This is a genomic window from Pigmentiphaga aceris, from assembly GCF_008119665.1.
Classification (GTDB): Bacteria; Pseudomonadota; Gammaproteobacteria; order Burkholderiales; family Burkholderiaceae_B; genus Pigmentiphaga; species Pigmentiphaga aceris.
This window is the reverse complement of the sequence record NZ_CP043046.1, coordinates 2,767,145-2,785,828: the sequence shown is the minus strand read 5'-3', so window position 1 is coordinate 2,785,828 and position 18,684 is coordinate 2,767,145. Positions and strand designations below refer to the sequence as shown.

15 protein-coding genes and 1 pseudogene are annotated in these 18,684 nt (G+C 60.5%); 9 read left to right on the top strand and 7 right to left on the bottom strand.

Going from position 1 to position 18,684, the window contains the following annotated elements; all coding sequences use genetic code 11:
* Nucleotides 1-112 precede the first annotated feature (112 nt).
* From FXN63_RS12160 to FXN63_RS12140, 5 genes are all read right to left on the bottom strand, one after another.
* On the bottom strand, nt 113-1,342 hold the full coding sequence (locus tag FXN63_RS12160) for a thiolase family protein (RefSeq protein ID WP_148815157.1): 1,230 nt from the start codon (nt 1,340-1,342) through the stop codon (nt 113-115).
* Complete coding sequence (locus FXN63_RS12155; protein WP_246165118.1) at nt 1,321-2,859, bottom strand: AMP-binding protein; 1,539 nt, start codon at nt 2,857-2,859, stop codon at nt 1,321-1,323. The genes FXN63_RS12160 and FXN63_RS12155 overlap by 22 nt, the downstream gene beginning before the upstream one ends.
* Entirely contained in the window at nt 2,856-3,449 is a 594-nt protein-coding gene (locus tag FXN63_RS12150) for a biotin transporter BioY (RefSeq protein WP_148815153.1), read from the bottom strand. The genes FXN63_RS12155 and FXN63_RS12150 overlap by 4 nt, the downstream gene beginning before the upstream one ends.
* A gap of 206 nt (nt 3,450-3,655) precedes the next feature.
* Nucleotides 3,656-4,249: an energy-coupling factor transporter transmembrane component T family protein gene (locus FXN63_RS12145; RefSeq protein ID WP_148815151.1), complete on the bottom strand. Its 594-nt coding sequence runs from the start codon at nt 4,247-4,249 to the stop codon at nt 3,656-3,658.
* 39 nt (nt 4,250-4,288) lie between these two features.
* Nucleotides 4,289-5,056, bottom strand: a complete 768-nt coding sequence (locus FXN63_RS12140) for an energy-coupling factor ABC transporter ATP-binding protein (protein ID WP_148819247.1) — start codon at nt 5,054-5,056, stop codon at nt 4,289-4,291.
* A 435-nt stretch (nt 5,057-5,491) separates the two neighbouring features.
* Here FXN63_RS12140 and FXN63_RS12135 point away from each other — a divergent pair, with 435 nt between their 5' ends.
* From FXN63_RS12135 to FXN63_RS12110, 6 genes are all read left to right on the top strand, one after another.
* Nucleotides 5,492-7,768 (top strand): EAL domain-containing protein, encoded by a 2,277-nt coding sequence (locus FXN63_RS12135; protein ID WP_148815149.1) that lies wholly within the window; start codon nt 5,492-5,494, stop codon nt 7,766-7,768.
* Nucleotides 7,769-7,883: 115 nt separating this feature from the next.
* Nucleotides 7,884-10,058, top strand: a complete 2,175-nt coding sequence (locus tag FXN63_RS12130; protein ID WP_148815148.1) for a M48 family metallopeptidase — start codon at nt 7,884-7,886, stop codon at nt 10,056-10,058.
* A 13-nt stretch (nt 10,059-10,071) separates the two neighbouring features.
* Nucleotides 10,072-10,617: a glutathione peroxidase gene (locus FXN63_RS12125; RefSeq protein WP_148815147.1), complete on the top strand. Its 546-nt coding sequence runs from the start codon at nt 10,072-10,074 to the stop codon at nt 10,615-10,617.
* Nucleotides 10,618-10,810: 193 nt separating this feature from the next.
* Complete coding sequence (locus FXN63_RS12120) at nt 10,811-11,401, top strand: helix-turn-helix domain-containing protein (RefSeq protein WP_148815146.1); 591 nt, start codon at nt 10,811-10,813, stop codon at nt 11,399-11,401.
* Nucleotides 11,398-11,973: a GNAT family N-acetyltransferase gene (locus FXN63_RS12115; protein WP_148815145.1), complete on the top strand. Its 576-nt coding sequence runs from the start codon at nt 11,398-11,400 to the stop codon at nt 11,971-11,973. Before FXN63_RS12120 ends, FXN63_RS12115 begins: the two co-directional genes overlap by 4 nt.
* Nucleotides 11,974-12,174: 201 nt before the next feature.
* Complete coding sequence (locus FXN63_RS12110) at nt 12,175-13,758, top strand: EAL domain-containing protein (RefSeq protein ID WP_148815144.1); 1,584 nt, start codon at nt 12,175-12,177, stop codon at nt 13,756-13,758.
* 22 nt (nt 13,759-13,780) lie between these two features.
* Here the strand turns inward: FXN63_RS12110 and FXN63_RS12105 are convergent, their stop codons facing one another.
* Nucleotides 13,781-15,697: a B12-binding domain-containing radical SAM protein gene (locus tag FXN63_RS12105; RefSeq protein ID WP_246165116.1), complete on the bottom strand. Its 1,917-nt coding sequence runs from the start codon at nt 15,695-15,697 to the stop codon at nt 13,781-13,783.
* A gap of 416 nt (nt 15,698-16,113) precedes the next feature.
* On the opposite strand from FXN63_RS12105, the gene FXN63_RS12100 reads away from it, so the two are divergent.
* Both FXN63_RS12100 and FXN63_RS12095 read left to right on the top strand, forming a co-directional pair.
* A complete protein-coding gene (locus tag FXN63_RS12100) occupies nt 16,114-16,782 on the top strand; it encodes a DUF5343 domain-containing protein (protein WP_148815143.1) in 669 nt (222 codons plus the stop codon).
* Entirely contained in the window at nt 16,775-17,362 is a 588-nt protein-coding gene (locus tag FXN63_RS12095) for a Swt1 family HEPN domain-containing protein (RefSeq protein WP_148815142.1), read from the top strand. The genes FXN63_RS12100 and FXN63_RS12095 overlap by 8 nt, the downstream gene beginning before the upstream one ends.
* A 149-nt stretch (nt 17,363-17,511) precedes the next feature.
* Here FXN63_RS12095 and FXN63_RS27065 read toward each other — a convergent pair.
* Nucleotides 17,512-17,897 (bottom strand): annotated as a pseudogene (locus FXN63_RS27065) (radical SAM protein); the annotation flags it as partial.
* Between the two features lie 275 nt (nt 17,898-18,172).
* Here FXN63_RS27065 and FXN63_RS12090 point away from each other — a divergent pair.
* Nucleotides 18,173-18,667 carry a GNAT family N-acetyltransferase gene (locus FXN63_RS12090; RefSeq protein WP_425468702.1) on the top strand — a complete coding sequence of 165 codons (495 nt, stop codon included), beginning with the start codon at nt 18,173-18,175 and terminating at the stop codon, nt 18,665-18,667.
* Nucleotides 18,668-18,684: the final 17 nt, after the last annotated feature.

Here is an 18,684-nt window from a genome sequence, read left to right as displayed (position 1 = left end):
AACTGCCGTCTTGAAGGTGGCACCTTAAGCAGGTCGCGTTGCATGTCACCCACGCTTAGGCAGCGTTGCTACACATAGACCACCCTGCATCAGGCAAGGGAGCACATGCAGCTCACTGCCCGCGTGCCACCACCGCCGCCGCACCAATGCCACCCGCCCCCGCCACGGCGGTCAGCCCGAATGCGCCGGGCGCTTCGTCGCGCTCCAAGTCTGCCAGCAAGCGCACCAAGGCAATGGCTGCCGATGCCCCGATGGGATGACCACGCGCCAGTCCGCCGCCGCGCCGGTTCAGGGCTGCGGGTTTCAGTCCCAATGCATCACAAAAGCTGAGCGCCTGTACGGCAAAAGCATCGTGCAGTTCCACAGCGGCCATATCACCCATCGACAGGCCGACGCGGGCAAGCACGGTTTGGCTGGCAGCAATCGCCGCGAGCATCGGGGTTTCCGGTGCCGCGCCGATGGATGCAGATCCTATCCAGGTTGCACGCGCTTGCAAGCCCAGGCGCTTACAGGCGTCAGGGTTGGCCAGTACGACAAACGCCGCACCGTCGGCCCTGGGGGCAATCGACAGCGCGCTTAATGAATGATCCGGGGCAAAGGCAGGCGGCGTGTCGCATAAACGCGTCTGTACTCCTGCTTCTGCACCCGCCTGCTCGCCCGCTTGCGCAATCTCATCCGACACCGCCACTGCGGGCATGCGCGCCGCCCGCGACAACTTGATGTGCCGCGGATATGCATCCCGGTCCAGCCCCGCCACCGGCACGATTTCCTGCGCAACCGTATCCGCGCGGGCAAGCGCACGCTCGTGACTCAGAATCGCATAGGCATCCTGCGCCACCCGGGTGTAACCACGCCGCGCCGCATAACGCGCGGCAGCCAGCAGCATATCCGGGTCACGGGCCGGATCAGGGGCAAAAGCGGGCCGCTCATAAGACACCGCCGCTTCCCCGACATGCATGGGTCGATGCTGGCGAATGGGTGCCCTGCTCCAGGCTTCTACCCCACCGGCGATCACTACTGACGCATTGCCAGATGCCAGCAAACCAACGGCCATCGATACGGCATCCAGCCCCGCGCAGCACTGCGTGTCCACTGAGTAAGCAGCGGATCGATCAGGCAGACCGGCAGCCAGCGCCACCATGCGCGCCGGGTTGCCGCCTGCGCCCAAAGCGTTGCCCACCACCACGGCATCCACCATGTCGGCAGCGATGCCAGCACGAGCAAGCAGCCCTTGAACCACCGGGGCCGCAATGTCGTGAGGATGCAGGGTTTTGAAGACACCGCCGTGCGGCGCGACCGCACTGCGCGCCCAACCCAATATCAGCGCAGTGGCATCAGGCATGGCTGTCCATCGTCGACGGGCGGTGAAGATGCGGCGACCAAGCCGGCCAAAGCCGCATGATCGGTCTTGCCGCTGGCAGTCAGCGGCCACGGCGTGCAGACGAAATACGACCTGGGCGTCTTGAACGCTTCCAGTCGAGCACGGCACCAGGCAGACAAGGCGGCTGCATCCAGGGTCGATTCCGCCTTCAGGTCCAGCACCGCAATCACCTGCGTGCCGCGCAAGGCATCGGCCGCGCCATGCACCGAGGCTGACAGCACATCGGGATGCGCGCCCAACACCGTCTCAACTTCTTCGGGAAACAGGTTCTTTCCCTGGGTGACGATCATGCGTTTCTGGCGGCCCATCAGGCACAGACGGCCAGCATGGTCCAGGAACCCGACATCGCGCACCGACAACCAATCGCCATCGCGCAAGGCGGCTGTCTCGTCCTTGTCTCCGCCCACGTAATTCATGAACAACATGGGGCTGCGCACGAAGATCAGGCCCGGCTCGCCGGGTGACGGATTTGGTGTGTTGTGCTGGGCTTGCACTCTGTCAGGTACAGGGGCGAGCACTTGGGACGCTGCCTGGCCATCAAGCCGAGCATCGCGGTCACCATCGGTACTGCGCTCGCTCACCCCCTGAATATCGATCTCCACATTGCCAAACGGTCGGCCCACCACCTCGGGCGGCGTCTCGGCATCCGCGTCGATCCACGCAATAAAACTGGTTTCCGACGCGCCGTAGAACTCCACGATGCGCGCCCGAGGAAACAAGGCGCGCAGTTCTGGCGTGCGGTCGCGCATCCAGCGTGCACCGCTGATCATGATCTGCTGCACTTCAGGCATGGGCGCAAGCTTGCGGCGTGTCGCCAGCGCCAGCATCACCAGCAACTGGCTGGGCACGGCCACCAGGCACGGCGTGGTGCCCTGCGCCAGCGAATCCAATGCGCGCCCGGCGGAAAACTGCTCTTGCACGACCACACCTGCCCCGGTCCACAAGCCCAGCAACATGCCGAACAAAAACAAGGAATGTGAACTGCGACCCGGGGCCAGCACCCGCGTAGCGGCACCTTCGCCAAATTCGTCCACACAGACGCGGAAACTCTCGGTCCAAGACCGATGATGGCGTTGAAAGCCTTTGGGCAAGCCCGTGCTACCCGACGTGAAACCGACGTAAAAAGCAGTTTCCGGGCCGGGCAAAGGCAAATCAGCCGAGGTTTGCGGGATCGACGCCAATACCTGTTCACGCACGGCAGGCGGCCAGTCAGGGTCACCAACCGCCGCGCTGCGGCCGCTGGCGACAATGCCCAGAAAGTCCACCAATCGCGCAGGCAAGTCCGAGCTGTCATCGACCCACACGGTGGCGGGTGCCTGCTGCGCGATCAGCCTCGCGGCACGCGTGGCCACTTCGTCGGCCAGTTGCGCAAAGCTCAGGCGACGCGTGCCGTCATCGATGGCAATCGCGTCAGGTCGATGGCGTGCCCAGAAGGCGATCGGCGCATCGACCGTTGTGAAGCTGGCAGCGTCGCTCACGCAGCGCGGCGGCCGCCAAAGCCCCAGTCAGGCACGCCACGCGCCACGGTATGGACCAGGCCGGCACACAGCGCGCATTTCAGCAAGTCACCCGGCACAAAGGCCATTGAGGCGATGAACGCCTGCGACACGGACAGCTTCGCCAGCAAGACCAGGCCGGCAATGCCAAAGGCGTACACCACCACCACGCCCCCGACAAACGACGCCAGCAGCGCGCGCAATGCCAGGGCACGCGGACTGTTGCCCGGCAAGGCCCACATCACTGCGCCGGCGGCCACCGCACCAAACAGCCAGCCGATCAGAAACCCGCTGGACGGTGCAACGAACACCGCCAAGCCGCCGCGCCCACCGGACAACAAGGGCAGGCCAAACGCCACCGCCACCAGAAACAAGGCCAGCGCCAGGAACGCCCGCTTGGGACCAAGCAGGCAGCCCGCCAGCATTACGCCCAGCGTCTGGATGGTGATTGGCACGCCAAACGGCAGGTCAATCTTCGGGATCAGCCCGAACACAGCCAGCAAGGCAGCAAACAAGGCCACCAGCGACAAGGAGCGCGAAGAACCCGTGGAACCGGATGCAGCAGAAGACATGGGAATACCTATCGTCGATATCGTCGAGCTTGAATCGAATTAGCGAATTGGCGAGACGCCAAGCGCGCAAGCTTAACCGCCTGCCGCGCAAATGCTTCATGACCTGGAAATCTGAGTTTATTGCGACTGCGGTTTATTGGCCGAACTTGACCGTGCGGCCTTCAGGAAACGGCCCCACCAACGTTCAAACACCGCCACCGCACGGTTTATTGCCCCAACCGCGCCACCAGCGCATCCCCCACCCGCCTTGCCGTCACCAGCATGCGAATGGTCAGCGGAGCCAACAGTTTAAAGCCCCCCGCCCGGCCCGTGCGCGCCCGGTGCGCATCGTCCAGACGACGCCATTGCACGAAGAAGTGCTCGGTAAAGCGCAGCATCAAACCCAGGCTCAAGGACAAGCGTCCGGTTTTCACGCCGATTTTTTCCAGCGGGGCCAGCAGCGTCTCGAACACATTCAGCAATTCGTCGAAACGCGTCGTCAAGGTCAGCATCGCCCCCAGCAGGCAAGCACTGGCCAGCCGCAACGCGCTGACCAGTCCAAGCATGGCTTGCCCCATCCACGCATGAAAGCCTGCAATCATGAACGCAACGATGACCACCGACACGACCAGCCGCAGCGCCGGTCGGGTGGCGCGTCCCAGCGAGGCAAACGCCAGCACCACCAACAGCGCACCCGCCGCCAGCCACACCGGCGTATCGATCATGAAAAACGCCGTGCCCAGCATGGCGATGCTCAGCAGCTTGAGCCACGCCGGCACGGCATGCAGCCACGTTGGCCGCTCGCTATAAAGACTACGCATGTGTCCCTGCCCGCCAGATGGCGACGCTGACCCGCCCCATCACGAGGCCATCTCGGCAGGTACCGAATTCATGCGCCGCGGCCGCGCAGCAACATCGGCCTCATACGCCGCGCATACCTCGGCCCCCGGCCCGTCGCCTTTCACTGCGCCACGATCCAGCCACACCACACGGTCGAAATGCCGGACGTGCGCCAGCACATGGGTGGAAACGATCACCTGCTGCGCGCTGGCATCGATATCGGCTGCCAACGACGCCTGGCCGGGCAGGTCCAGACTGGCAAAAGGCTCGTCCAGCAGCAAAATGCGCGGGGCGGCGATCAACAGCGCCAGCAGACAGACATGCTGCCGCTGCCCTTGGCTCAGGCCTTCAACGGCACGATCTGCCCAGGCAGTCAGGCCACGCGCCGCCAGAAACGCACTTGCTCGTGCCCTGGCCTCTTTGCGAGATATCCCACTGGGCGACAAACTGAAGGCCAGTTCTTCGACCACTGTCGGAAAAATGATCTGGTCGTCCGGGTTCTGAAACATCAGCCCCACCAGCGCAGGCAACTTCGCCCGGTCCTTGCGCACGTCGTGGCCGCATACCGCCACCGACCCGGCATCCGCCGTCTCCAGCCCGCAGATCAGGCGAAACAAGCTGCTTTTGCCCGCGCCGTTGTCCCCGATCAACCCGATGCGAGGTTCGGCCAGCGTCAAGGACAGGCCCTGAAAAACCGTCGTGATGCCTCGCCGCAGCGTGACCTGGTCGAGCTGGACGTGGGGAGCGGATGCGGAGTCGACCAAAAACGTTCCAGGTTCGCCGCGCATGACGGCAAGCTGCCACGCCATATCGGCGCGCAGGGATGAGGGAAAAGAGGCTTGTGCGCGCGAACACGCACACCACCCGCACAAGCGGTGCCGGATTATATCGTCGCCCCTGGCCCCTGCTTTCCGACGAACGGTAGTGTTCCTTAAGCACTAGCTATCAAGTCTCCGGAAATGCTGCCGTTAGCCGATATATTCCGATAAGCCGTCCGAACGGCAAGCAATGGCCCTGGTGCCGATTTCACTGTCGTTAGAACGTGTAGAAGTCTGTATGTGGATTCACCCATCACGACGCGCATCGGCCTGCGCGGCGGTACGTGTAGTAGGCAGCATGGTCACCCGCCCTCCGTGCGCATTGACCATTGCTGTCCGCAAGACCAGTGCAAGCTCAGACGCCGTGCATCTGCTGGCTGACGCCTGTACTGTGCACCCATCGTGATGCGCGCGAAGAAAAAGCCTGTTGTACTGCTTGCCGCTTTTCGCAGCGCCAGCAGATTGCAGCATGCATTGGCGTGGCTGGTACTTGCATTGCCGCTGCTTGGCTTGCCCTTGGGCTACTTCGCCGTCGGTTACAGCGCGCGCCTGGCCGAGCTGAACATCAAGGCCGACGTCAAGGCGCAACTGGTCACGCAGGCCAACGCCCGGTCGGCCATTGCCTTGCCTGCAGACGAAACACGCCTGTCTGAACTGCTGACGCGCACGCCGGCCGAGTTGCCGGACGAGCGCACGTCCATGCTGTCACCGACGGGTGAAGTCATCGCCAGCTCGAACCGCGAACTGCAGTGGCCAACCGTGGCGCAGAATGAGTCGCTGCTCGATGGGGATGCCTTGGTCGGCAGCATCGAGGTACGCGGTTCCATCCGCGATCTGCTGCTGGAAACCGGCGTGGCCGCGCTGATCGGTCTGCTGGCTGGCGGTTTTGCGTTTCTGATGCTGCGCCAGCTGATGAGCAAGAACCGCCGTATCGCCGAGGCCATGTGCGAAGAGCAGGCGCGCGCACGTGTCACCCTGCAGTCGATTGGCGATGCCGTCATTACCACCGATGCCGACGAACGCATCGACTACATGAACCCGGTTGCCGAGCGCCTGACCCAATGGTCGCTTGATGAAGCGCGCGGCAAACACCTGATCGATGTCTGCCCCCTGGTCGACGAAGCCACCATGCTGCCACTCACCCCCATGGTGACGCGGGCAATGCGCGAAGGTCAGCAATGCCCCTTCAGCGGCAAAGACGTCGCCCTGATCCGCCGCGACGGCGCATCGCTGGCAATCGAAGACTCGGCTGCCCCGCTTCGCGATGCAGACGGCTGGGTCATTGGCGGAGCCATGGTCTTTCGGGACGTAAGCGGCCCGCGCCGCATGTCGCAGCGCATTGCCTGGGCCGCCACCCACGACCCCTTGACCGGCCTGGTCAACCGCCGTGAATTCGAAGTCCGCGTGGAAATGGCCTGGCAACGGGCACAAAGCGCTGAGCACGACAGCGTGCTGTGCTATCTGGACCTGGATCGATTCAAGATCATCAACGACGCCTGCGGCCATGCAGCGGGCGACGCGTTGCTGAAAGAACTGGCCGAGGTACTGCAAGAACAACTATCCCCGTCAGACACCCTCAGCCGCCTGGGGGGCGACGAATTCGGCGTCTTGCTGGAAGACTGTTCCGTGGAACAGGCGCGGGTCACGGCATCCGTGCTGCTTAACACCGTGCGCGAACATCGGTTCGTGCGTGATGGCCGGACGTTTGTGGTGGGCACCAGCATCGGCTTGGTCGCGATTGCCGCCGACAGCGGCTGCCGCAATGAATTGCTCAGCAGCGCAGACACCGCCTGTTATTCCGCCAAACAGCAAGGTCGCAACCGCATCTGCGTCTATCACAGCACCGATGCGCACATTGCGCAGCGTCGCAATGAAATGAGCTGGGCCGGTCGCTTTGAACGAGCGCTGGAAGAAGAACGTCTGGTCTTGTACTACCAGTCTTACCTGGCCCTGGGCAGCAACAGCGCGCAGGGCAGGCACATCGAAATTCTGCTTCGCCTGATCGACGAAGACGGCAGCCTGGTCGCGCCGGGCAGCTTCCTGCCAGCGGCTGAACGCTACAAGTTGATGCCCACCATCGACCAATGGGTCATCGGTTCGGTCTTCAAGCGTTACCACCAGTTGGTGGAATCAATGGGTACGCCACTGACCTGCTGCATCAACCTGTCGAGCACCACACTTACGTCCGACGGCATTCTGGATTTCATCCGCGAACGGGCCGTGATGCACGCCCTGCCCCCAGGCGCGATCTGCTTCGAGATCACGGAAACCGCAGCCATCAACAATATGCGTGCGGCTACCGAGTTCATGCGCGAAGCCAAGGCGCTGGGCTTCAGCTTCGCGCTCGATGACTTCGGGGTCGGCACCAGTTCGCTGGCCTATCTGCGCACCCTGCCGGTCGATTATCTGAAGATCGACGGCAGTTTTGTGCGCAACATCGATCACGACCCGATCGACCATGCAATGGTCGACACCATCAATCGCGTCGGGCATATCATGGGCCTGCAGACGGTAGGCGAATACGCAGAGTCGGAATCGGTCGTGGACGCACTTCGCAAGCTGGGTGTGGATTTCGCGCAGGGTTATGTCGTACACCGGCCAGAACCTTTGCCAGAAGCAGGCACCCGTATCCAGGCACAGGCCAGCATCACCACCACGGATCAAGACGCTGTAGTCGTTTGACCAGGGTTTTGTCACAAACGGAAGCCCGAAGTAACCACAGATAAATACCGTTCGTCGGACAAACTTGCACTGCTAGGATTCAGCCCCCGCATCCGAAGGCTCTGCCACGTCTTAGATGAAACGACTCAAACTATTCGCCATGCTCGTGCTGTTCCCGATCTTGCTCGCCGGTGTCGGCGTGTGGGAACACCAGCGTGCAACCGAAGAAATCGCCGACCTCGCGGAATTCGAAACGACCGTACAAAGCGCACTGCCAGAGCTGCGTGCCATTGCCGACCGCAGCAAGATGACCATCGTCAATCTGGGCGGTGAAAAGGTGGCAGTCATGATTGCCATCGACAGGCTCGAAAAAGCCCAGAACCAGCTTGGCACCACCCAAGCCATCGCCGCCGTGCGTCCTGGCCTGGCAAGCGCCGTCATGGGCTTTGGTGTCCTGACAGCCCTGATCGGTCTAGGTGCCCTGCTTGCCACTCAGGCAGCCGGCAAGACCGCCCGCAAATCGCGGGACCACCTGCTGCGCGTGTTCAGCCGAGGCCGTCGTGTGCTGCCGTTCGTGCTGGTCAGCCACATCTCGCTGACGGCACTGGCGGTAGCAGCCGCTGTAATCTATGAAGCCTTGGCGCTCTGGCACCTGGGCAAGATGTCCAGCGGCGACTTCAAGGGCATGGCCTTCGCGGGCCTGTTGGGCCTGGCTTGCCTGTGGACGGTCTGGCAAATGCTGCGCCAGTTGAAAGCCATGCGCAGCATGTTCGAACCGACACCCATGGATGTTCTGGGGCGTGTGGTCTCGGAAGCCGAGGCCCCCGGGCTGTGGACGCATGTTCGCGCCCTGGCTGCCAAGCTGGGCGCACTGCCGCCCGATCACATCGTGGTCGGCATGGTGGACGGCTTCTACGTCACCGCCGCCGACGTGCTGGTGGAACCCGCCAACGTCACCTTGCGCGGCCGAACCCTGCACGTGCCGCTGGTGCATCTTGCGCTGCTCGACCGCGCCGAATCCGGGGCTGTCATCGGTCACGAACTGGGCCACTTCGCCGGTGCCGACACCGACTACACCATGCGCTTCCTGCCGATCTACGACGGCGTGGCCCGCAGCCTGACTGCGGTGCACGTGTCGATTCTGGAAGCCGACTGGTTACAGCGCACCCTGATGAAACCGGCCTTCCTGTTCGGCCTGTTTTTCATGGAATCCTTCGATCACGCGGTCAACCACTGGAGCCGCGAACGCGAAATCGCCGCTGATGCGGCAGGTGCAAAAGCTGCCGGACAAGCTGCCGCTGGTTCGGCACTGGTGCGCGTTGCCTCGTCGGCGGAAGCTGTGCACGCCAGCATGAGCACCCATCTGACCGATCCCAAGTCGGCCCCTGATGACATGTTGCTGGCCGTCGTCAATGACGTCGCTGCCCAGCCGCTGTCCATGCCCTCGGAATTGCTGGAAGAGTCCCTGCCCCACCCGAGTGATTCTCACCCCCCCACGCTCACTCGCATCAACGCGCTTGCCCTGCCGCTGGACAGCGTGGTGCAAACCGGCATCCGCCCAGTGGACCCGGCTGTAGTATTGGCAACGCTTGATGGCTACTTTGCCGATGCCCCCGCCCTTCGCCGTGGTCTGAGCGCCGATCTGCGCGCAAGACTGGTGGCCGACGACGCAGAGATCGTCGAGGTACTGCAAAGTCACGCAAAAGCCGTGGACGGCGAATGCCGCTTGCACGAAGGTGCGCGTGTACGCGGTGTCGTGTTGGCACTGCTCGGTCTTTGCTTCCTGGGCATAGCCGTGGTGCTGGCTACCGGCCACCTGTGGCTGAACATGAAAGCCAATGAAAAGCAGTTGATGCTCTTCATGCTTGGCGGTGCAGTCGTGGGGGCGATCGGACTATGGCTGCTGATACGCGGCTGGCTGTATGTCAAATACGCAAAAGAAGCGGCACTGGTCATGACGCCTGACACGCTGTGGTTCTCGAACAGCACCGCCCCCCTGCCAATCTCGCACCTGGCGGACGTTTCGCTGACCGTGCACGGGAACTTCTACCTCATTCGCTTCGAACTGGACCCGGATGCGCCGCTGCCAGTCTTCAAGAAGCGCAAGACCGGCATGCCGGGTGCACGCCTGTTCAAGAAGAAGCGCATGATCCAGTTGGTGATGGCAAAGGCGTGCATCGAAGGCAAGTCGCTCAGCGCGCAGGTTTTGCTTGAAACCCTGGCCGCCTACTTCAACGCCGGCCAGGCCCGCCAGGCCTTGCAGGAGTGGAAGCAGCCGGTATCCTTGCCCGATGCCGCACAACCCCAGTGATCTCAGGACAACCATGAACCTCTACGACATTCCCTTGAAACGCATTGACGGCCAGGCAGCCACGCTGGGTGACTTCAGCGGCAAAGTGCTGCTGGTGGTCAACGTTGCCTCCAAGTGCGGGCTGACCAAACAATACGAAGGACTTGAGCAGCTGTATCGCGCGAAACAAGCAGCCGGGCTGGAAATCATCGGCCTGCCGGCCAACGACTTTGCGGGCCAGGAACCGGGCACGGACGACGAAATCGCCAGCTTCTGCTCGACCAACTTCGATGTAAGTTTCCCGCTGTTCTCGAAAATCTCGGTAGTGGGCGATGCCAAGCATCCGCTCTATCAGGCACTGACCAGCGCCCAACCCGACGCCACCGGCGAAGGCCCGATGCGCGAAAAGCTGAAGCAATACGGCATGACGCCCAACCCGGTGCCGGAAGTGCTGTGGAATTTCGAGAAGTTCCTGGTGGGACGTGATGGCAAGGTGGTTGGCCGTTTCGCGCCGGACGTGACGGCAGACGATGCCGCGCTGCTGGCCGCAGTGGATCGACAACTGGCGAAGTCTGCGTAAGGTCTTGCACTGCGCGTGCCGTTGCCCGGTGACGGCACGCGTTTCATTGCCGTGGAAACCGACGGGAAAAGTGCTGCATTCGCTCCCGTAGACGTATTCAGCTGATCTGTACCGCCTGAAACCACGGCGTTCATGTCCTAAATTTCTCCGCAAATTCCAGTCTTACGGATATATATTCCGCTAAACTGGATTTATGGATATCAACACTCGCATTGCGCGCAACGTGCGCGAACTCCGCGATGCACGCGGCCTGTCGCTGGACGCCCTGGCGGCACGCAGTAAAGTCGGTCGTTCAACCATCTCGTTGATCGAACGCGCGGAAAGCAGCCCCACCGCCGTGGTGCTCGACAAGCTGTCCGCCGCGCTGGGCGTGACGCTGGCATCACTGTTTGAAGACAGCGCGGTTGGCACAGCCCCACCGTCGCCCGTGGCACGTGCCGCTGACCAAGCCGTGTGGACCGACCCCGTGTCCAGCTACGTTCGCCGCAACCTGTCGCCGGCCCAGCCCTCCCCCATTCAGCTGGTGGAAGTGCACTTCCCTGCTGGCCAGCACCTGGCCTACGACGGTGCCACGCGCGCGACTGAGACTTACCAACAGATATGGATGATCGAAGGCGTCATGGAAGTCGTCGTCGATCAGGACACTTGGCGTCTGGAAGCAGGTGACTGTCTGGCCATGCGCCTGGACTGCCCCATGGCCTATCGCAATCCCACCGAACACAGCGCGCGGTACCTGGTTGCGCTAGCCACCTATCCTTTCACCCACAACCGGAGACCGGAATGAGCGATCGATTGAACGAGTCAGCAGCGCAAGCCACCATTGCCCACACGCCTGATGCAATATGCGTGCGACGCCTCAGCGCGCAAGATGCGCTCGATCAGGTTCCGGCCCTGGCAGATGTATTGATCGACTGTGTGGAAGGCGGTGCCTCGGTCAGCTTCATGCTGCCGCTGTCACGAGACAAAGCCGAAACATTCTGGCGTGGCGTGGCAGCAAGCGTCGCCAAAGACGAACGCGTGCTGATGGTGGCTGAAGATGCCGATGGCCATGTCGTGGGCACGGTGCAGCTGGTCACCGCCCAGCCCGACAACCAACCCCATCGCGCCGACATCGCCAAAATGCTGGTGCACCGCAAAGCACGACGACGCGGCATTGCACAGCAGTTGATGGCCGCCGTGGAAACCGAAGCCCTGAAAGAAGGCAAGACCGTGCTGGTGCTGGATACGGTCACAGGCGGGGACGCAGAGCGTCTGTATGCCCGGTCAGGCTGGCAGCGTGCGGGTGATGTGCCGAAGTACGCGTTGATGCCGAACGGAGAACTGTGCGGGACGACGTTCTACTACAAGCACTTGTGATCGGGTGAAGGGACGAGGAACAAGCGGCAGCTTGCCAGGGAGACATGGTCGTACCCATCGATACACGTGGGGCCTACGCGTGAATCGATAGCAAACCGCATGTTGTGATCAACTGACATTCAGCCACGAATTCAACGCGCATGCGATGTGGCTGCATGCAGAATCGTGGCAGTTGCCATTTGACCCGACGCCCCCTCATTGATGACCAACGCCTCCATCCGTCCCCGTGCAAACCGCAGGCGTCGCATCGCCATCGTGTCATCGATCGCCGCCGCACTCGGCTTGATCTTCCCGATCGCCACGTCCAGCTATTACGCTTGGCGCAGTGCCCGCGAAGCCCAGGAATTGCGCCTGGAACTGGTGGCATCCAAAGTTGCAGAACGGGCGCGCATTGCATTGGTCCAGGCAAACGCCGCATTGGAAGGACTGGCGGCCTCGGACGACACGCCCTGCTCTGCCGAGCACATCGCGTTGATGCGCCGATTCACACTCAACACGTTGTCGGTTGAAGAAATAGGCTACATGGACGGCTCGCAGGTGCGCTGCACCACCTGGGCAGACAGTTACTTCGACGAGCCCGCCCGGGGCGCAGACTTCGTGCTGAATGGTGATGTGCAGGCCTTTGTCGGCATGCACTCCCACATTCCGGGCAGCGCCCCGATGCTCGGATTGCGCAAGAACCACTACCTTGTGCTGGTCAACGCAGAACGGTTCACGGACATCACGGTGCCCGCTGGCGTCCAACTTGCGTTTCTACGGTCGGGCAGCCCGGTGTTGTCGCATACCCGGGACATGCCCGAAGACATGCTCACCCAGGTCGCAGGCGGCAAAACGCCAATCGATGAGGACGGTCATTTGCTACGCAAGGTGGATTTCGACGGCTGGTCGGCCGTTGCCATCGGTCCATCGGAATCGCGTAGTGAAATCGGCCTGCAGTTGGAACTGCTGCTGCCTGTCGGGCTGCTGTCGGCCGCCATTGCCCTGGTGCTGGTGGTGAAACTGTCTCGCCGACGCTTGTCGCCGCTTGCCGAACTGCGCCTGGCCCTGCGCAGAAAAGAATTCCTGATGCACTACCAACCCATCGTCAATCTGACCAACGGCCGCCTGCATGGCGTCGAGGCGCTGATCCGCTGGCAACGGCCGGACGGCGACACGGTCAGGCCCGACCTGTTCATTCCGCTGGCCGAAGAGCACGGCGTGATCTCCGACATCACGGCAGTGGTGTTCAAAATGGTGGCCGCCGACCTGCGGGACGTGTTGCGTGCGCACCCGCAGCTGCACGTGTCCATCAATCTGTCTGCGCAGGATATAACCGACCCGAACGCGTTGAAAACGCTGCGGGCACAGCTGGAGGCCGCAGGCATCAAGCCCGCCCAGGTGTGGCTGGAAGTGACGGAACGGGGTTGCGTAGCTGTCGGTGTCGCCGCCGACAGCACCTTGGCCCAAGCCAGAGCAGCGGGTTACCAGGTGGCCATAGACGACTTCGGCACCGGTTACTGCGGGCTGCAGTACTTGCAGAAGCTGCCGCTAGACACCATCAAGATCGACCGCTCGTTCGTGCAGACCGTAGCCACGGATTCGGTTACCAGCGTGGTGCTACCGCACATCATCCAGATGTCTCATAGCCTGCAGCTGAGCATCGTTGCGGAGGGTGTCGAGACGCAAGCCCAGGCCGATTATCTGCAGCAAAGCGGGGTGCAGTACGCGCAGGGCTGGCTGTTTTCCAAGGCCTTGCCCTTGCACGAACTCAAACAGTATGTTGAACGCGACGCGGCTATGAAGTAGAAGCTCTGACGCCCCCCAGCGTTCAACCCCGCTCGCGCAACGCCCGCTCGATCCGATTCCTCGACACCGTCGTCTTCGGCACCTTGTACGGGAACCAGTTGCGCACGTCTTCATCCAGCCCGATGCCGTGCATGAAGTTGTAGATCGCCTTGCGCAAGACCACGCCAAGCGCGTCGTGATCCACCCCGGTCGGATCATCGAAGCCGATGTCGTTCTTCGCGAAACTCACGGGCGGCAAGGGCCGCAGACGAATCCCATATTCCTCGGGGCTTTGGCCCACGGGCGAATGCACCGTACAGGCAAAGCGATGGAAGAAGCCGCTCTGAATGCAGTTGTTGGCAAACAGCTGGCGCACGTATTCCAGCGCATCCACCGTGTCCTGCACCGTCTGCGTGGGGAAACCGTACATCAGGTAGGCGTGCACCAGAATGCCGGACTCGGTGAACGCATGCGTGACGCGCGCTACCTGATCGATGGACACGCCCTTTTTCATCAGCGTAAGCAGCCGGTCTGACGCCACTTCCAAGCCACCAGAAATCGCGATGCAGCCGCTGTCGGCCAGCAGATCGCACAGCTCGGGCGTAAACGTCTTCTCGAAGCGGATGTTGCCCCACCAGGAAATGCCGGTGTTGCGCGCAATCAGTTCCGTCGCCAAGGCTTTCAAGGACTTCGGCGGCGCGGCTTCATCGACAAAGTGGAAACCCGTCTGCCCCGTCTCGCGCACGATGCTGTCAATACGATCAGCCAATACCGAGGCCGACGCGCCCTCGTAACGGCTGATGTAGTCCAGGCTCACGTCACAGAAACTGCACTTCTTCCAGTAGCAACCGTGCGCCACCGTCAGCTTGTTCCAGCGGCCATCGCTCCACAGGCGGTGCATGGGGTTCAGCATGTCCAGCAAGGACAGATACTGGTCCAGCGGCAGACCGTCCCACGTCGGCGTACCGACTTCGGCAAAGGCCACGTCGGGCTCCACCATGTTCACGTAGCGCACTTGGCCGGTGTCGGCCTCGCGGATGAACGTGCGCACCAAGCGCTGTTTTGAGCGCTTGCCCTGGATGTGATCAAGCAGCGCCAACAAGGGCCGCTCACCGGCATCCAGCGTCACGTAATCGAAGAAATCGAACACACGTGGCTCGGCCAGTTCACGCAGTTCCGTGTTCACGAAACCACCGCCCAGCATCGTCACGATATGCGGATGCCGCGCCTTGATCGTCTGCGCAATGCGGAACGCGGCGTAGACCGACCCCGGGAACGGCACCGACAACAGAACCACCGTGGGCTGATGCCGCTCGATGGCAGCCAAGGTCAGCTCACGCAGCGTGTCATCGACCAGATTGGTCGGTGCAGACAAAGCTGCCGCCAGCGGATCAAAAGTCGGCTGACTCGCCGCCAAAGACTCGGCATACCGCACGAATTCAAAGCGCGGATCGATCCCATCGCGCAGCACATCGGCCAAGTCATTCAAATACAGCGTGGCCAGGTGCTTTGCACGGTCATGCAAGCCCAGCGCGCCAAACGCCCAGCCCAGCGGGTCCCCACCCTCTTCGTCCATGTAGACGTCCAACGAGCCAAAACGCGGCCCTTCCGGCAGGAAATGACGGCTGACGATGCGGTGAGCCAGCGTCGAGTCACGCCCTTGCAGAAACGCGATGGTCGGCCCGATGGTGGCCAGATACCGCGCTCGCTGCGCCAGGAACGAATGGATGGGATTGGTGCGCTGCTCGTCCGGCATCTGCGCAAGTCGATCCGCGACTTCGGTCAGCCCCTGAACCGACAACAGACGCAACACCAGCGCCAACGCCAGGTCTTCCTGAAAACAGGTGATCTCGCGCGAGCGCAGGAAGCCAGTCAGGTAGGCAGTGGACGGGTACGGGGTGTTGAGCTGCGTCATCGGGGGGATGAAGGACAGCACACGAAGGGGAGCTACAGCGGACATGATGCGCGGCCGGAGGCTCGCAAAGGGGGTACAACTCGTAATTATACCGGGTGGAGCTGAGGATCTCTCAGGTAGCCATTACGGCTCAAATTTTTTAGTTATGCCGCTGATACGGCGACTACACACAGAAGTCGCTTACGGCATAAAATTCGAGATGCATCCGCACGGATGAATGTCCCATCGGTACCCGGTACGGCTCAAATTTCGAAATATGGACCTTCGCCGTTGCGGAGAGGGGACGGGACAAGAAAAACATGCCAGCGAGATTTTAAGACTCACCACTAAAATCCTAAGCGCCTGAATTTTTTAGACATTAATAATATGGTACTAAAAACCCCTCGGCGACCGACACTAAAACATGGCCCAAGCCAACACCAATGCCGGCCTAGACATTAATTTTGCAAAAGGATGAAATCATGGCGGGACTTCCATATGTCACAGCGACAGGCAACATAGATCGCACCCTTACAGCAATAAAAAATGCGGCCACGCCTTCAACTGTAGGACAAGACTTTGTGAAGACCATTCTAGGTATTCCCGGAGGATCGGGCTCCCAAATGACATCTTTTTTGAGAAAAATTGGATTTGTTGCCCAAGATGGAAGCCCCACAAATTTGTATACTAAATTTCGCAACACAGACCCAGAGATATCCGGCGCTGCAGTGGCAGAGGCTTTAAGGATTGGCTACGCCCCTCTATATACCCGAAACGAATATATGCATTCACTCTCGGACGAGAAACTAAAAGGACTCGTTATAGAGGAAACAGGAACCGGCGGTGACTCCAGTGTTGCCAGTTTAGTTCTAAATTGCATAAAAGCGTTAAAAAAGCACGCCGATTTTTCCACCAAAAGATCTAATTTTATTGAGACCACAATTGAAAACATAAGCCGAGAAGGTATCAATAGACAAGATGACAAGCCGGAGAGGCCGGAAGAAATCCAATTTTCAAGAAAACCTGACGGAATTGGATTAAATCTCGCCTACACCATTAACCTGAACCTTCCTGCTACATCAGATATTGCCGTTTTCAACGCGATCTTTAAAAGCCTGAGAGAAAATATTCTGAAGGCATCCAATGAATGATGCCCAGAATCAACTCCGCTCTTTTGGGATGTCGGGCTACCTGCTCACTGAAGAACTTAGGGTCATAGAGAAGCAGTTCAACATTGAACTTGGCCATGTTGAGCCACACGCTGTCGAGAATCCAATTGACTATTATCCTCAATTCGAACACGAAGTCCGGGCAGAGGCTGCGGAGATGGCACGCCACTTCGAGGTCTTCTATTGTCTTGAGCGTTCTATTCGCGGGCTGATAACTGAAATACTTAAGGACTGTGACGGCGCTACATGGTGGACAAGCGGCAAGATCCCCCCTGCTATTGTCCAAGGGGTCCGAGACCGCCAACAAAGAGAACTCGATAGCGGGATGACTCGCAGGTCTGATGCTCCTCTCGACTACACAACTTTCGGCGAGCTTGCAGTAATTATCACCGCTAACTGGATGATTTTCACCACTGTATTTAACAGCCAAAAAGCTGTTGAGAAAGTGATGAGCAGCTTAAATACCTTGCGCGCGCCTATTGCGCACTGCTGCCCAATCACTGAAGACGAAATAATCCGATTACGACTTACCGTAAGGGATTGGTTCCGACTACTTAGCTAACGAGCCAATAATTTCAACTAGCGCCCGAAACAGGCCGGGCGGTTTTTTTTGTGGCGTAACCCTGTAAGCCGAAGAACGTCGACGAAAATTAGCTGTGAGTACGACGCGGAATACTCACGCGCACCCTGTACGCCATATATAAACACAAGAGCTTGAGCGGCCGCCAGAGGATCGAAGGTCCTCTGCCCGCGACTCGGAACACCAAGCGCGGGTCAACGCTGTCGCGCAGCACATCGGCTAGGTCGTTCAAATGCAGCATGGCCAAGTGCTTGGCGCAATCATGCAAGCCCAGCGCATTGAAGGCCCAGCCCAGCGAGTCTTTCCCCCTTCGTCAAAACGCGGCCCTTTCGGCAGGGAATGGCGGCTAACGATGCGGTGGCCTGAGTAACGCGCGCTACGTCAGGAAAGAATGGACGGGTTTGGTGCCCTGCTCGTCCGGCATCTGCGCAAGCCGATCTGCTACCTCGGTCAACTCATCAGGCGACAGCAAGTGCAAAACCAACACCAATGCCAAGTCCTCGTGGAAACAGGTGACCTGATGCGCGGCCGAATTAGGTCGCAAGGAAGCAACGCTAGTGGTTAAAGACGATGGGTGGTGCAAGCTTTGGTTGACGCAGCGGGCTTGCTGTCATGGGTGCAACGTTCGTTGACGCAGATACGCCAATCCATCTTCAACACCGGGAATCGCTGGAGTAGCAAGGGCCTGTCTGGGTATGCTTTCCGAGGAGACATTTGCGGCAGGCCGGAACACACCGGCCCGTCGCGCAGACCGGGCAACACCGGCATCAAACCGAAAAGGACGAAGCACGCATGCAGACGCAGAACATGGTGGGATCAATCACGACCGGCGCGAGTGAACAAGTGCTCAAGCAATTGCCGGACGGCTACGAAATTTCCACCGATCCGCAACGCTTGAACATGGACGTGATCCACAAATTCCTGAGCGAAGACAGCTACTGGATGACCGGCGTACCGCGCGACATCGTTGAACGCTCGGTGCAGAACTCGCTGTGCTTTGGTGTCTACCACGGCACCGAGCAGGTCGGCTTGGCTCGTTTGGTGACGGATTATTCGACCTTTGCACTGCTGGCCGACGTATTCATCCTGGCCCCACATCGCGGCAAGGGGCTATCCAAAGCATTGATGGCCAGCGTGATGGAACACAAAGACCTGCGACACATCCGCCGCCTGTTGCTGCTGACTTTAGATGCTCATGGCCTGTACAGCCAGTTCGGATTCAAACCCCTTGCAAGCCCGCCGCGCTTCATGGAAATACTGAAGGCGGATATTTACCAGACCAACTGAAGGCATCGGCGTAGCAC

Excerpts from the sequence above, each read along its gene's own strand:
- FXN63_RS12160 (WP_148815157.1), bottom strand. The coding sequence starts at position 1,342 with ATGCCTGATGCCACTGCGCTGATATTGGGTTGGGCGCGCAGTGCGGTC.
- FXN63_RS12150 (WP_148815153.1), bottom strand. The coding sequence starts at position 3,449 with ATGTCTTCTGCTGCATCCGGTTCCACGGGTTCTTCGCGCTCCTTGTCG.
- FXN63_RS12145 (WP_148815151.1), bottom strand. The coding sequence starts at position 4,249 with ATGCGTAGTCTTTATAGCGAGCGGCCAACGTGGCTGCATGCCGTGCCG.
- FXN63_RS12140 (WP_148819247.1), bottom strand. The coding sequence starts at position 5,056 with ATGCGCGGCGAACCTGGAACGTTTTTGGTCGACTCCGCATCCGCTCCC.
- FXN63_RS12135 (WP_148815149.1), top strand. The coding sequence starts at position 5,492 with ATGCGCGCGAAGAAAAAGCCTGTTGTACTGCTTGCCGCTTTTCGCAGC.
- FXN63_RS12130 (WP_148815148.1), top strand. The coding sequence starts at position 7,884 with ATGAAACGACTCAAACTATTCGCCATGCTCGTGCTGTTCCCGATCTTG.
- FXN63_RS12125 (WP_148815147.1), top strand. The coding sequence starts at position 10,072 with ATGAACCTCTACGACATTCCCTTGAAACGCATTGACGGCCAGGCAGCC.
- FXN63_RS12120 (WP_148815146.1), top strand. The coding sequence starts at position 10,811 with ATGGATATCAACACTCGCATTGCGCGCAACGTGCGCGAACTCCGCGAT.
- FXN63_RS12115 (WP_148815145.1), top strand. The coding sequence starts at position 11,398 with ATGAGCGATCGATTGAACGAGTCAGCAGCGCAAGCCACCATTGCCCAC.
- FXN63_RS12110 (WP_148815144.1), top strand. The coding sequence starts at position 12,175 with ATGACCAACGCCTCCATCCGTCCCCGTGCAAACCGCAGGCGTCGCATC.
- FXN63_RS12105 (WP_246165116.1), bottom strand. The coding sequence starts at position 15,697 with ATGTCCGCTGTAGCTCCCCTTCGTGTGCTGTCCTTCATCCCCCCGATG.
- FXN63_RS12100 (WP_148815143.1), top strand. The coding sequence starts at position 16,114 with ATGGCGGGACTTCCATATGTCACAGCGACAGGCAACATAGATCGCACC.
- FXN63_RS12095 (WP_148815142.1), top strand. The coding sequence starts at position 16,775 with ATGAATGATGCCCAGAATCAACTCCGCTCTTTTGGGATGTCGGGCTAC.
- FXN63_RS12090 (WP_425468702.1), top strand. The coding sequence starts at position 18,173 with ATGCAGACGCAGAACATGGTGGGATCAATCACGACCGGCGCGAGTGAA.